At 66.7% G+C, this 14250-nt stretch carries 11 protein-coding genes; 3 read left to right on the top strand and 8 right to left on the bottom strand.

Annotated features, from left to right (window positions below):
- Window positions 1–180: 180 nt before the first annotated feature.
- The 4 genes from FHS55_RS04490 to FHS55_RS04505 all read right to left on the bottom strand — a co-directional run bounded on the left by FHS55_RS04490 (window position 181) and on the right by FHS55_RS04505 (window position 7983).
- On the bottom strand, window positions 181–3129 hold the full coding sequence (locus FHS55_RS04490; protein ID WP_183188423.1) for an autotransporter outer membrane beta-barrel domain-containing protein: 2949 nt from the start codon (window positions 3127–3129) through the stop codon (window positions 181–183).
- Window positions 3130–3315: 186 nt separating this feature from the next.
- Window positions 3316–3867 carry a GNAT family N-acetyltransferase gene (locus FHS55_RS04495; RefSeq protein WP_183188424.1) on the bottom strand — a complete coding sequence of 184 codons (552 nt, stop codon included), beginning with the start codon at window positions 3865–3867 and terminating at the stop codon, window positions 3316–3318.
- Between the two features lie 82 nt (window positions 3868–3949).
- Entirely contained in the window at window positions 3950–4198 is a 249-nt protein-coding gene (locus FHS55_RS04500; RefSeq protein WP_183188425.1) for a hypothetical protein, read from the bottom strand.
- Between the two features lie 59 nt (window positions 4199–4257).
- Window positions 4258–7983 (bottom strand): vitamin B12-dependent ribonucleotide reductase, encoded by a 3726-nt coding sequence (locus FHS55_RS04505; protein WP_183188426.1) that lies wholly within the window; start codon window positions 7981–7983, stop codon window positions 4258–4260.
- A gap of 612 nt (window positions 7984–8595) precedes the next feature.
- Here FHS55_RS04505 and FHS55_RS04510 point away from each other — a divergent pair.
- The 3 genes from FHS55_RS04510 to FHS55_RS23895 all read left to right on the top strand — a co-directional run bounded on the left by FHS55_RS04510 (window position 8596) and on the right by FHS55_RS23895 (window position 11089).
- On the top strand, window positions 8596–9792 hold the full coding sequence (locus tag FHS55_RS04510) for an MFS transporter (RefSeq protein WP_183188427.1): 1197 nt from the start codon (window positions 8596–8598) through the stop codon (window positions 9790–9792).
- A 48-nt stretch (window positions 9793–9840) separates the two neighbouring features.
- Window positions 9841–10296 carry an NADH:ubiquinone oxidoreductase subunit NDUFA12 gene (locus FHS55_RS04515; protein ID WP_183188428.1) on the top strand — a complete coding sequence of 152 codons (456 nt, stop codon included), beginning with the start codon at window positions 9841–9843 and terminating at the stop codon, window positions 10294–10296.
- Between the two features lie 145 nt (window positions 10297–10441).
- Window positions 10442–11089, top strand: coding sequence for a DUF2155 domain-containing protein (locus tag FHS55_RS23895; protein ID WP_183188429.1), 648 nt, complete (start codon window positions 10442–10444; stop codon window positions 11087–11089).
- On the opposite strand, the gene aat is transcribed toward FHS55_RS23895, so the two are convergent.
- The 4 genes from aat to aroQ all read right to left on the bottom strand — a co-directional run bounded on the left by aat (window position 11020) and on the right by aroQ (window position 14141).
- The gene (aat, locus tag FHS55_RS04525) at window positions 11020–11697 is read right to left on the bottom strand and encodes a leucyl/phenylalanyl-tRNA--protein transferase (protein ID WP_183188430.1); all 678 of its coding nucleotides are present in this window, start codon (window positions 11695–11697) and stop codon (window positions 11020–11022) included. The two genes, FHS55_RS23895 and aat, sit on opposite strands and share 70 nt — an antisense overlap.
- A gap of 139 nt (window positions 11698–11836) precedes the next feature.
- On the bottom strand, window positions 11837–13189 hold the full coding sequence (gene accC, locus FHS55_RS04530; protein ID WP_183188431.1) for an acetyl-CoA carboxylase biotin carboxylase subunit: 1353 nt from the start codon (window positions 13187–13189) through the stop codon (window positions 11837–11839).
- Window positions 13190–13199: 10 nt separating this feature from the next.
- Complete coding sequence (gene accB, locus FHS55_RS04535) at window positions 13200–13670, bottom strand: acetyl-CoA carboxylase biotin carboxyl carrier protein (protein ID WP_425485783.1); 471 nt, start codon at window positions 13668–13670, stop codon at window positions 13200–13202.
- Window positions 13671–13703: 33 nt separating this feature from the next.
- Entirely contained in the window at window positions 13704–14141 is a 438-nt protein-coding gene (gene aroQ / locus FHS55_RS04540; RefSeq protein ID WP_183188433.1) for a type II 3-dehydroquinate dehydratase, read from the bottom strand.
- Window positions 14142–14250 lie beyond the last annotated feature (109 nt).

A 14250-nucleotide genomic window follows, 5' to 3' on the forward strand; every position in this document is an offset into this window, starting at 1 on the left:
CAGGCCGGTCCGGCTGTCACCCCGCCCGGTCGCGCTGTGCGCGACGTCGATCACCCCGTCGCGCTGTGCGCGACGTCGATCACCCCGTCGCGCTGTGCGCGACGTCGATCACCCCGTCGCGCTGTGCGCGACGTCGATCGCGGGGCGTCGCGCGTCGTTACGTGCGGCCCTGCGGGGGCGTCAGAACTTCACGATCAGGTTCACCTGAAAGGCGTTGACTGTCGTGTTGTCGGCGAACTGCCCGATATAGGCGGCGCCGATCCGCGTGGTGGCGTTCACCACCATGTCGAGCCCGGCTTGCACCAGCGCGGTGTTCTCCGCCAGCGGCAGGCCGGACACCGTGAAGGACGCCGCCGGCAGCGCCGAGAGCGCGAGCTGCGAGGTCGGCGTGGTATCGCCGAAGGCATATTGCCACGCGATTGACCCATGCGGCGCAAGCACCATGCCGTTATCCAGCGTCATGGTGGTGGCAACCCGCAGCCCCAGCGTGCTGTAGCCGACATCCTCAGACGTCGAATCCGCCGTGAGCCCGGCGGAAGAAGCGCCGGTCTCGGTGAAGCCGTCGGTGTTCAGATGAACCCAGGCCAAGCCGGCATAGGGCTCCAGCGCCAGCGTGCTCCAGGTGAGGCCATAGCCCACCTCGCCGAAGATCTGCGTCGTGCCGCCACTATAGTCCGCATCGGCCGTCTCCGCGAAGCCGGGGAAGGCGATGGTGCGGTCGGCGCGGATGTCGTTGAAGGCATAGGTGGCGCCGAGGCGCAGCTTCACCGGCCCAAGGTTGGTGCCGGCATAAAGGCCGAGCAGCAGCGAATTGACGGTGCTGGAGGCGTTCAGGTCGTCGACGCTGGTGTCGGACTGGGAATAGCCCAGCGCCGCACCTATGCGCCAGCCGCCGACAGCGACGTCGGCGCCGGAGATGATCCCGCCGATGGAGGAATCCGCCGCGGAGGTGTTGCCGGTGCTGTCATAGGTGGTCCAGCCGCCAAAGCCCTCGGCCCAGAAGACCGGCCCCTCGGTGGTGGCGACGACGGGGGGCGCCGCCGGAGCCTTGGTGACATAGGCGAGCGGCTCGGAGGCGGTGACCGTTGTGGCCCCGGTGCCGGGCTGCGCGGTCGTCGGCCCGCCAAAGGCGAGGGCGGCCGCCGGGCCTTCCTCGCCGGCATAGGCGTTCTGGCGCAGGCGTCCCAGAACCGATTGGCGGCTGTAATAACCATCCGAGATCAGCACCGACCGCTGGCTGGCATAGGACTGGCCGGAGAGGGCGTCCAGCGCGCCGGGGATCTGGCTCGCCGAGAGGTCGTAGAACGGTGACAGCCCGGCTGGCAGCGTGCCAATGGCGGCACCCGGCGCGTTGTTGAGCGCGCGGTCGATGCCGGCGCCGACCGAGGTCTGGTTGGCGGAAAGGCCGGGCAGGGCGGCGAGCGAGGACGCGACATTGAGCGTCACGTCATTTGTCGCGTAGCCGAGAGTCGCGCTGAAGAAGGACGGCAGCCCCTCGGTATCGAGGCTGGCGAAGCTGCCGGTGACGCCCTCGGTGGTGGTCACGACGGTGTAGCTCTTCAGCAGCGACTGGCTGTCGCTGAAGCTCGTTGCCAGCGTGCCGTTGAGCCGCGCGGCGCCGTCCACGGCCAGCAGGTCATGGCTCGCGCCATCGATGCGCAGCGCCAGCGTGCCGGAAGCGGTCTGCGCGAACACGCCGGCTATCTGCTGTGTCGTGCCGGCGCCGGCGGCGGTGATGCCCAGCCAGCCGCTATTCTCGAAGCGGCCCTGCGCGAGGGGCAGGAACGCCACCTGGCCGTCGATGATGCCGGTGTTCACCACCATGGTGCCTTCCGCGTCGGCGGCCGTGGTGATGGCATAGCTGCCTGGCGCGGCGGTGATGGTGCCGACGTTCAGCAGCGTGCCGTCGAGCCCACCGAGTTCCACGGCCGAGGCGCCGGCGCCCGTCACCGTGATGGTGCCGTTATTGGTGACGACGCCATAGGTGTCCGAATGGATGCCGGCCGCGCCGGCGCCGCTGACGGTGATGGTGCTATCATTGACGATGTCGTCGCCGCGGATGCCGGTGATGCCCGTGGCGCCATCGGCGGAGACCGTCAGGTCGCTGATATTGCGGATGGGATCGTAGACGCCCGGCACGGTCACGAAATAGTTCAGCATCGTGCCGCTGGCGTCGAAGTAGAAGCCCACCGCGTTGCCGGCATAGATCGAATCGATGGAGGTAGTGAGCGAGCCGGGAACGTCCAGCTCGGTCCATACCGTCGAGCCGTCGGGATTGATGTGCAGTATGGCGGCGTGCAGGCCGCCCTGGGCATCGATCCAGTCGGCGGCGAGGTTATAGGAGCCGTTGCGCCCGCCGCCGGTGATACCCTGGAAATGGGTGGCGATGGCGCCAGGGTGGTCGTAGCTTGTGTAGGTATCGGTGGTTATGTCGTAAAGGAAACCGTGCTGGGCATTCGAGCCGCCCGAGTCCGTGTAACCGCCGATGACCTTGTCGCCATAGATGCCGTACGCGGTGGTGACGACGGCGCCGGGGCCGCTCAGCTGCGTGTAGGTCTTGCTGACCATGTTGTAGAGGAAGGCGCCGCCTTGGCCCTCGGAAGTGTCGAAGCTGCCGACGACATTATTGCCGAAGGTGCTGTGCGGGATGGTGTTGATGACCGTCAGGCCGGGCGCCGAGGGCATGAACAGATCAGTATATTGCTCGCCGGGCGCGGCGGCGGCATCGTAGATGTAGCCGGTGTCGCCGGAGGACGAGGTCAGCTTGTAGGAGCCGACCACCCGAAACACGCCGCCGTCGGGCGAGCCGAAGGTCGGGCCATAGGGCGAGGCGCTGTAGACGCCGGGATAGTTGACCCCGGACGCCGTCGCGGTGGGAATGGCCACCCACGTTTGCGTATCCGTGCGGTAGAGAATCCCGCCGGACGCGCCGCTGCCGTCCGGAATGAGGTAGTTTCCGACAATATTGGCGCCGCGAATACCCGTGAAGTTCGCTTCCGCGAGAGGGTAATTGAGATTGATATAGTTGAGCTCGTTGTCGGCATATGCGATCTGTGCGCAGGAAGGAAGTAGAAGCCAGGCGCAACTAGCCAGCAGGCGCCCGCGAAGGCGTCTTTTTGTAGGTTTCATGATGTATCCCCCAGCCCATCGGGCAAAGGGAACTATAGAGAGCTTGGGTAGTGAGGTAAGCCGGTCGACGGGATGCGATCAAAAAAAGTCAGGCAGCTATGCTGACGTATCGCGGCCCGCCTGCGGACCTGCATATGCTTGCCCTCGCCGGCATCATGATGGGTCGGGGCCGTGCGCCTGAGCGCGTCAGCGCGTGGGAGCGACCAACCCCGCGCCATCGCGAAGGCGTTCCAGCAGCACCATCTCCCGCCCGCCATAGCGTGCCCCGGCGAATCGGGTGAAGCCGAGCGTGCCGGCGATGTGCAGCGATGCGGCGTGGCTCTCCTCGATCATCGCGGTGATGCGCCGTGTGGGGTGATGCGCATCCGCCCAACCGAGTGCGGCGCCCATCGCCTCGCGCGCATAGCCCTTGCCATGGGCCGCGCCGGCGAACACCCAGCCCGCCTCCATCGTCCCCGCGATGGAGGGCGTGAGGTCGCGCTTGAAGTCATGAAACCCGACTTCCCCGATGAAGGCGCCGCTGGCGCGCTCCTCCACTACGAAGGAGCCGAAGCCGAGGAACTGCCACAGGCCGGGATGGCGCAGGAACCGGCTCCACGTCGCCTCGCGCGCGAAGGGCTGTCCGCCGATGAACCGCACCACCGCCGGCTCCGCCCACATGGCAGCATAGGCCTCGAAATCCGCGCGCCGATGCGGGCGCAGGATGAGGCGGGGCGTGGGGAGGGTGGGGGGCGTCATAGGCGTCTCCGGTCCATGGGGCGTCCAACGAAAACGGCCGGGCAATGCCCGGCCGCCGTATCTCGTTAAGCATCAATCTATGTCAGCGCGCCTTGTTCGACTGCGCGAGAACGGAGCCCGCAAGCTCCTTCGTTTCTTCACTGTATTTCGTACTGGCAAGGACGCGAGCAGCCTTGTCCTCCATTTCGGCCCCAGTCTGGCTACCAGATCGAGCTTGTGCCAAAGCCGAACCTGCCAAACTCCTGGCAATGGCAGATGCATTTGCATCTGCCAGCGTGGAGGCGGCTTTTGTCGCTATGCCTGAAGACGTCTGCTTTCTATTGACGGACATCACCGCATTCCTTGTGTTCGCCGCACGTCAGATAACGGTGTCTCTGCGGAGGGATGGCCTCAACTGCAGCCCGTCGTCGAGCCGCAGGTCTCGCACTTGAGACACGTGCCGTTCCTCACCATGGTGAAGTTCTGGCACTCGGGGCAGGCTTCGCCCTCATAGCCCTTGGCGCGGGCGATGGCGCGGGCTTCCGCCTTGGTCGGTCCCGCCGCAGCGGCGGCCGGGGTCGGGGCGGACCAGGGCAGGGCGCTGGTCTCGCCGATCGCGGCGTCCTCGTCCTCCTGCGGCTCGGCCTTGAGCGCGGTGGCTCCCTGGATGCCCGCCCCCTGGATGCCACCACGCAGCGCGGTGACGTTGGAGGCGGTCGGCGCCACGGTCGTGCCGGCGGGCACCACCATCAGCCCGACCGAACGGCCGCGCGTCAGCCCCTTGGAGACCATGCGCGAGGCCGGGGTGGCAGTCGGCGCCTTGCCCTCTTCCACGCCCTTGCCCAGCGCGTCGAAATTCGACTCGCCCGGATCGACATGGCCGAGATCGTTGCGGCCGAGATAAGACACGGCGAGTTCGCGGAAGATGTAGTCGAGGATCGAGGTCGCGTACTTGATCGTGTCATTGCCCTGCACCGGGCCGGCAGGCTCGAAGCGGGTGAAGGTGAAGGCGTCGACATACTCCTCCAGCGGCACGCCATATTGCAGGCCCAGCGACACCGAGATGGCGAAGTTGTTGATGAAGGAGCGCAGCGCCGCGCCTTCCTTGTGCATGTCGATGAAGATCTCGCCGAGGCGGCCATCATCATATTCGCCGGTGCGCAGATACACTTTGTGGCCGCCGACAACGGCCTTCTGGGTGTAGCCCTTGCGGCGGTCGGGCATCTTCTCGCGGTCGTGCACGGCGACGATGCGCTCGACGATCTTCTCCACCACCTTCTCGACGATCTGGGTGGTGCGGGCGGCGGCGGGCTTTTCCAGCAGCGCCTCGAGCGCATCCTCCTCCTCGTCGTCATCGGCGACGAGCTGGGAGTTCAGCGGCTGCGAGAGCTTGGAGCCGTCGCGGTAGAGCGCGTTGGCCTTCAGCGCCAGCCGCCAGGAGAGCAGGTAGGCCTCCTTGCAATCCTCGACCGTGGCGTCGTTCGGCATGTTGATGGTCTTGGAAATCGCGCCCGAGAGGAAGGGCTGCGCCGCCGCCATCATCAGGATGTGGCTCTTCACCGAGAGGTAGCGCTTGCCGATGCGCCCGCAGGGATTGGCGCAGTCGAATACCGGGTAGTGCTCCAGCTTCAGGAAGGGGGCGCCCTCCAGGGTCATCGCGCCGCAGACGTGAACATTCGCCGCCTCGACGTCCTTTTTGGAGAAGCCAAGGAAGGACAGCAGGTCGAAGGCCGGGTCGACGATCTTGTCGGCCGGCACGCCGAGCTTGGCCAGCGTCTCGTCGCCCAGCGTCCAGCGGTTGAACACGAACTTGATGTCGAACGCGGCCTTCACGCTGCCGTCGATCTTCGCCAGCATGGCGTCGTCGAAGCCCTTGGCGCGCAGCGAACCGTGATTGATGTGCGGCGCCTGGGTGATCGAGCCGTGGCCGACCGCATAGGCCTCGATCTCGGCGAGCTGGCTCTCGGAATAGCCGAGCGTGCGCAGCGCCTCCGGCACGGCGCGGTTGATGATCTTGAAGTAGCCGCCGCCGGCCAGCTTCTTGAACTTCACCAGCGCGAAATCGGGCTCGATGCCGGTCGTGTCGCAGTCCATGACGAGGCCGATCGTGCCGGTGGGCGCGAGCAGCGTGGTCTGGGCGTTGCGGTAGCCATGCGCCTCGCCGAGTTCCAGCGCGAGGTCCCAGGTGGCCTTGGCGCGCGTCACCAGCAGCGGCTCGGGCACCTTGGCGTGATCGAGCGGCACCGGGGCGGTCGACAGCCCCTCATAGCCGGCCCGCTCGCCATAGGCGGCGCGGCGGTGGTTGCGCATGACGCGCAGCATGTGCGCGGCATTGGGCTTGTATTCGGGGAAGGGGCCGAGCTGCGAGGCCATTTCGGCCGAGGTGGCGTAGGCGACGCCGGTCATGATGGCGGTCAGCGCCCCGCAATAGGCACGGCCCTCCTCGGAATCATAGGGGATGCCCGAGGTCATCAGGAGGCCGCCAATATTGGCGTAGCCAAGGCCGAGCGTGCGGTAGTCGTAGGAGAGCTTGGCGATTTCCTTGGAGGGGAACTGCGCCATCAGGATCGAGATTTCCAGCACCACCGTCCACAGGCGGCAGGCATGCTCATAGCTCTCCACATCGAACGTGCCGTCCGCGTTGCGGAACTGCAGGAGGTTCAGCGAGGCGAGATTGCAGGCCGTGTCGTCGAGGAACATGTATTCCGAGCACGGGTTGGAGGCGCGGATCGGCCCCCCTGCCGGGCTGGTGTGCCAGTCATTGATGGTGGTGTGGAACTGGATGCCCGGATCGGCGCAAGCCCAGGCGGCGTGGCCGATCTTTTCCCAGAGCTCGGCGGCCTTCAGCGTCTTCGTCACCTTGCCGGTGGTGCGCGAGGTCAGGTTCCAGTCCGCATCGGCCTCGACCGCGTTCAGGAACGCGTCGTCCACCCGCACGGAATTGTTCGAGTTCTGGCCCGAGACGGTGAGATAGGCCTCCGAATCCCAGTCCGTGTCGTAGACCGGGAAATCGATGTCGGTGTAGCCCTGACGGGCGAACTGCACCACGCGCAGGATATAATTGTCCGGCACCAGCGCCTTCTTGGCGGCACGGATCTCGCGCTTGAGGGCCGGGTTCTTCTCGGGGTCGAAGCAGTCCTCGCCCTCGCCCTCGCAGTTCACGCAGGCCTTCATCACCGCCTTCATGTGCCGGGCGACGATCTTCGAGCCGGTGACGAGGGCGGCGACCTTCTGCTCTTCCTTCACCTTCCAGTCGACATAGGTCTCGATGTCGGGGTGATCGACATCGACCACCACCATCTTGGCGGCGCGGCGGGTGGTGCCGCCGGACTTGATGGCGCCGGCGGCCCGGTCCCCGATCTTGAGGAACGACATCAGGCCGGAGGAGCGGCCGCCGCCCGAGAGTTTCTCACCCTCGCCGCGCAGCGCGGAGAAGTTGGAGCCGGTGCCCGAACCGTACTTGAACAGGCGCGCCTCGCGCACCCACAGGTCCATGATGCCGCCCTCGTTCACCAGATCGTCGCCGACCGACTGGATGAAGCAGGCATGCGGCTGGGGATGCTCGTAGGAGGTCTTGGAGCGGGTGAGCTTACCCGTGGCGTAGTCGACGTAGAAATGGCCCTGGCTCGGGCCATCGATGCCATAGGCCCAGTGCAGGCCGGTGTTGAACCATTGCGGGCTGTTCGGCGCGGCCATCTGCATCGCGAGCATGTAGCGGTGCTCGTCGAAGAAGGCCTGCGCGTCCTCCTCGCCGTCGAAATAGCCACCCTTCCAGCCCCAGTAGGTCCAGGTGCCGGCAAGGCGGTCGAACACCTGCCGCGCGTCGCTCTCGCCGATGAAGCGTTCCTTCTCCGGCAGGGAGGCGAGGGCCTTCTCATCGGCCGCGCCGCGCCACAGGAAGGAGGGGACGGTCTCTTCCTCTATCCTTTTCAGACGCGCGGGAACTCCCGCCTTGCGGAAATATTTCTGCGCGAGGATGTCGCTGGCGACCTGGGAGAAATGCTCGGGCACATCGATGCCCTCGAGGCGGAACACCACCGATCCGTCAGGATTGCGGATCTCGCTCGTCGCCTGGCGAAAAGCGATGTCCGCATAGGGTGAACGGCCGGCCTTGGTGTAACGGCGCTCGATGCGCATGATCTTCGTCCCCCACGGCACCCTGCCAAGAGGACGCCGAAAAATGGTCAAAATAGCTCACGCCAGACGCTTCAAGGGGCGCCAGCGAGCTTCAGGGCTGTGTTGTCGGAAAAACCGGCTCCGCCGGGTCCGTGGATGTGCCCCGAAACTGCCCCGATTCCGTCTGGCTGGCAATTGCGTTTCCATCCGGACGGCAATCCCTTGTGGATGACAGCTCAATGTCATCTATATGTAGTGTCGGCTTGAAAGATTGATAGGAGTTTAACGCCATCTTGATCGAACGGGGATTCCCCCGTCGCGAGAAGGCGAATTCAGCTCTCGACAGCCTGAACAACGGGGATTTCACGCCGAACGCACTGGTCACGCGCGCACAGCTGTGCAGCGTGGATCAGAATCGGCTGAGACAGCCAAAATCATGGAATGGGCGCGCGTGAAGCGCAATGGCGGGGCGCCCGGCCCATGCCGGTCGTCGCAGGCGGCGAAGCTCCGCTGGGGGCGGCAAACGGCTCTTGATCAACCGCGCGCGGCGCCGGACCTGCCCCTGCGGCATCTGGACAGGCGGGCGGCCCGGGCACACATGGCGGGTCAACTCCCTCCCGTGCGGTCCTTCCCATGCGCTCCGAGACTACGCCGGCCCCCCAGGCGGGTGCCGTCACCTTCTTTCTGCTCGCCCTGGCAGCGGGTCTGGGGGCGGCTAACCTCTATTACGCCCAGCCGCTGGTCGCGCTGATCGCCGACGACATCGGACTGGACGAGACGCTGGCCAGCCTCGTCGTCACCGTCAGCCAGACCGGCTATATCCTGGGGCTGCTCCTCCTCGTGCCGCTCGGCGACATCGTCGAGAACAGACGGCTGATCGCGCTCATCCTCATCTGTGCGTCAGCCGGGCTCGCGCTGGCCTCGATCGCCCCGACGCCGGCGCTGTTCCTCGCGGCTGCTCTGATGTTCGGCATCGGCTCGGTGGTGGCGCAGATCGCCGTACCCTTCGCCGCCCATCTCGCCCGCCCGGAGGAGCGCGGGCGCAAGGTCGGCAGCGTGGTCAGCGGGCTGATGACCGGCATCCTGCTGGCACGGCCGGTCGCTTCCATCGTGGCCCATTTTTTCGGCTGGCGGGCGGTGTTCGCGCTCGCCGCCTTGATGATTCTGGTGCTGGCGGTCGGCCTGCGCCTGGCTTTGCCAACCCGCCGTCCGGCGGCGACCGGCGGGGGCGGGGCCTATGGCGCGCTGGTCGCCTCGCTCTGGCCGCTGATGCGTTCCCAGCCCGTCCTGCGCCGCCGCGCGGCCTATCAGGCGGTGATGTTCGGTGTGTTCATCCTGTTCTGGACCGCGGTGCCGCTGCAACTGGCGGCGCCGGCCTTCGGCTTCGGACAGGAGGGAATCGCCCTGTTCGCGCTGGCGGGGGCGGCGAGCGTCGTCGTCTCGCCGCTGGCCGGCTGGATTGCCGACAAGGGCTATTCCCGCGCGGCGACCGGCGGGGCACTGCTGCTGGCGGGAATCGGTCTGCTGCTCACGCAGATCGGCGTGGGCGTGGGCTCGGTCGTGGTGCTGGCCGTGGGCGCCATCGTGCTCGACTGCGCCGCCACCGCCAACCTCGTGTTCGGCCAGCGCGCGTTGTTCATGCTGGCCCCCGAGATCCGCTCGCGGCTCAACGCGCTCTACATCGCCACCTTCTTCTTCGGCGGCGTGTTGGGCTCGGCAGTGGCGAGCCCGCTCTACCAGCTGGGCGGCTGGAGCCATGTAACGATCGCCGGCATCGCGGCGGTGCTGCTGGCGCTTGCCTACTATGCCAGCGAATTCCGCCGCGGCTAAAGCATGCCGCCCGTATGGCCCGGCTGGACACCGGGCGGCGCGGGTGGCATGTTCCGGCCGAGCTCCAAGGCGCGCGCAGGGACGATTTCCGTGAAGTTTTCCGACGTCATCATCGAGACCTTCACCTGGTGGAACGGCCAGACGATGGGTACGCGATTCCACACGTGGCGGTACGGCGAACTCGTCGGCCAGGACGAGTTCGGCAATAGGTATTATCGCACCAAGGGCGGCAAGATCGACCCGACGCTCGGCTTCCAGCGCCGCTGGGTGATCTTCAACGGCCCGGCCGAGGCGACCGCCATTCCGCCGGGCTGGCACGCGTGGATGCACCAGCGCTCGGACGTGCCGCCCTCGCAGGAGAGCTACACGCCGCGCGAGTGGCAGAAGCCGCACCGCCCCAACCCGACCGGCACGCCGGCCGCCTATCACCCGCCCGGCTCCACCATCGGCCTCGGTCATCGCCCCACCGTCACCGGCGACTACAAGGCCTGGACGCCGGAGTGAGAGCCGTTCAGGCGACGCTGGCGTGACGCCCTTGCCGCCGCCGGACGCCCCAACGGGCGGGCGTCCGCCCCGACATCGCCTCATTGCCCCGCATCTTGGCGTCGAACGCGCGCGCGTGCCGCTGCGCGGCAAGCGAGGTTCTTCCATGTTTCCCGGTTCGATGCGCACTCCGCTGCTTGCCCTCGCGGCCATCCTCGCGCTGAACGGCCCGCTTGCCGCCCAGCAGAGCTGGCAGGGGGGCGTCGAATCGCAGCCGCTGGATGCGCCGAGCGCCCCATCGGGCGGCCCCGTCGAGAACCCCGATTCGCCCGTCGGCGGGCCGGGCGTGCCGTCCATCATGACGCCGCCCGAGGGTGGCGAGCCACGCCAGCCCGCTCCGGCCCAGCCGGACGTGCCGGGGCAGGCCACCGTCGGCCCGCAGGGCGATATCGAGGTGGTGCAGCCACCGGCCGAGAAGGTGGTCAACAAGACGGCCGTGTTCTCCGGCCTCGACAAGATCACCGGCCGCATCATCTCCTTCGACGTGTCGATCAACGAGACGGTGCAGTTCGGCGCGCTGCGCATCACCCCGCGCGCCTGCTACACCCGCCCGCCCAGCGAGACGCAGAACACCACCGGCTTCGTGGAGATCCAGGAGATCACGCTGGATGGCAAGGTGCAGCCGCTGTTCGGCGGCTGGATGTTCGCCTCCAGCCCCGGCCTGCACGGCGTCGAGCACCCGATCTATGACGTGTGGTTGACCGACTGCAAGCAGACCGCGCCGGTGATCGCTTCGCCCGCCGCCCAGCAGTAGAAATTGCCTTCGCCCTCGATCGCCTGGGTGAGCAGCGTGTGATAGTGGCGCCGCGATACCTCGATGGCGCCGAAGCTGCGCAGGTGATCGGTCACGAACTGGGTGTCGAGCAGCACGAATCCGCCGTGCTTGAGCCGCGCCACCAGGTGCACCAGCGCCACCTTGGACGCATCGCGCACGCGGTGGAACATGCTCTCGCCGAAGAAGGCGCGCCCCAGCCGCACCCCATAGAGGCCGCCGACCAGCCGTCGGTCGTCCCAGGCTTCCACGGAGTGGCAATGGCCGCTGGCATGCAGGTCGCAATAGAGCTTGCGGATGCGCCGGTTGATCCAGGTGGAGCCGCGCCCTTCCGCCGGCGCCGCGCAGCCGTCGATCACCGCCTCGAAATCATGATCGATGCGGATCTCGAAACGGTCGGAGCGCACCGTGCGGGCGAGGCGGGACGAGATGTTGAAATCGTCGAGCGGAATAACGCCGCGCCGCTCCGGCTCGATCCAGTAGAGGCCGGGATCGTCCGCGCTTTCCGCCATGGGAAAAATGCCGCAGGCATAGGCCTTCAGCAGGACCTCGGGCGTGATTTCAACCTGATGCTCGCGCGGCAGTGACATGACGCCAGAATGGCCGACATGTCGGGCGCTGTGAAGGCGTCGCGGCCGTGATGCGGCACCCAAATGCGCGTAAGGCGCCCATGGGGGCGCCTTACCGGAGTTCATGCCGCGGGACCGCCACCGGACGATGGCGCATGCATCAATTGCCGGGTTCGCCCTCGGCAAGGAACTGCTCGAGCCAGTGGATGTCATAGGCGCCGCGGCGGATATCGCCATTGCGCACCAATTCGCGGAACAGTGGCAGCGTGGTCTCGATGCCCTCCACCACGAACTCGTCCAGCGCCCGGCTCAGCCGCGCCAAGCACTCGTCGCGGGTGGCGGCGGTGACGATGAGCTTGCCGATCATGCTGTCGTAGTAGGGCGGGATCGTATAGCCCTGATAGACCGCTGAATCGATGCGCACGCCGAGCCCGCCGGGCACATGCCAGTAGCCGATCTTGCCCGGCGAGGGGCGGAAGGTGCGCGGATGCTCGGCATTCACCCGGCACTCGATGGCATGGCCGGTCAGCACCACGTCGTCCTGGGTGAAGCTCAACGTTTCGCCGGCGGCGACGCGGATCTGCTCGCGGATCAGGTCGAAGCCGGTGATGGCCTCCGTCACCGGATGTTCCACCTGGATGCGGGTGTTCATCTCGATGAAGTAGAACTCGCCATTCTCGTACAGGAACTCGATGGTCCCCGCGCCGAGATATTTCATGTCGCGCATGGCCTTCGCGACGGTCTCGCCGATCTGCGCCCGCTGCTCCGGGGTGATGACCGGGGAGGGGGCTTCTTCCAGAACCTTCTGGTGGCGACGCTGCAGCGAGCAGTCGCGCTCGCCCAGATGCACCGCGTTGCCCTTGCCGTCGCCGAACACCTGGATTTCGATATGACGCGGCGTGCCGAGATATTTCTCGATATAGACCGCGTCGTCACCGAAATTGGCCCGGGCCTCCGACCGCGCGGTGGAGAGCGCGGAGGACAGTTCTTCCGGCGAGCGCGCCACCTTCATGCCGCGACCGCCGCCGCCGGCAGCGGCCTTGATCAGCACGGGGAAGCCGATTTCCTCGGAAACGCGGGCGGCCTCCTCGTCGGTCGAAACCCCGCCCTCGGAGCCGGGCACGCAAGGAATGCCGAGCCGCTTGGCGGTCTTCTTCGCCTCGATCTTGTCGCCCATGACGCGGATATGCTCGGGCTTGGGCCCGATGAACGCGACGCCATGATCGATGAGGATCTCGGCGAAGCGGGCATTCTCGGAGAGAAAGCCGTAGCCGGGATGCACCGCTTCCGCGCCGGTGATCTCGCAGGCGGCGAGCAGGGCGGGAATGTTGAGATAGCTGTCCTTGGCGGGCGGCGGGCCGATGCACACGCTCTCGTCGGCGAGCTTCACATGCATGGCGTCGGCGTCGGCGGTGGAGTGAACCGCGACGGTCGCGATACCGAGTTCCTTGCAGGCGCGCAGCACCCGCAAGGCGATCTCGCCGCGATTGGCGATCAGGATCTTGCCGAACATTAGACGCCCCTCACTCGATGATCACGAGCGGCTCGCCATATTCGACCGGCTGCGCGTTTTCCACGAGGATACGGGTGATGGTGCCCGCGCGCGGCGCGGGAATGGCGTTCATGGTCTTCATCGCCTCGACGATGAGGAGCGTCTGGCCCTCCTTCACCACCGTGCCGACCTCGATGAAGGCGCGCGCACCCGGCTCGGGCGAGAGATAGGCGGTGCCGACCATGGGCGAGGGCACAACGCCGGGATGCTTCGCCGGGTCCGCGCTCGTCGCCGGAGCGGCAACGGCCACCGGGGCTGCTACGGGGGCCGGAGCCGCCACAGCCGGAGCGGGCGCCGTGGCATAGACGGTCGGTGCCGCGCGAACCACGCGGATGCGCAGGTCCTCGTGCTGGACCTCGATTTCGGTCAGGTCGCTTTCGGACAGCAGATTGGCGATCTCGCGCACGAGCGCGGGGTCGATATTCGGCTTGCTTGTCTTCATCATTGTCCTGTGACGGTCGCTTGCCCGCCCCCCTCAGCTGTTGCGGCTCGCGGCAAGCGCGTCGATTGCAAGCCGGTAGCCGTCGATCCCCAGGCCACAGATGACACCGCGCGCGACCGGCGAGATGTACGAATGATGGCGGAAGGGTTCTCGCGCGAAAACGTTGGAAAGATGCACTTCGACGACATTGAGGCCGACGGCCTTGATCGCATCGGCGATGGCAATGGAAGTGTGCGTATAGGCCGCCGCATTCAGCACAACCCCGAGCGATCCTCGCGCCTGCTGAAGCAGCGTGACGAGTTCGCCCTCATGGTTGGTCTGGCGGAAAACGAGATTGAGCCCGTGCCGCTCGCAGCTGTCGCGGCAGGCGGCTTCCAGGTCGGCGAGAGTCGTACGGCCGTAGATCTCCGGCTCGCGTGTGCCGAGCAGGTTCAGGTTCGGTCCGTTCAGGACATGCACCGTGTCGGGCATTGCACCTCGGGAACTCTCGCGACAACCGGCCCGAGCAAGGACCGACGCGGGGTTATAGGCAAGGACGTGACGCGCGCCAAGCCCTTGCGTTTGCCGCGGGTCACTTAAC

This window comes from Ancylobacter tetraedralis, from assembly GCF_014195655.1.
In the GTDB taxonomy this organism is placed as follows: Bacteria; Pseudomonadota; Alphaproteobacteria; order Rhizobiales; family Xanthobacteraceae; genus Ancylobacter; species Ancylobacter tetraedralis.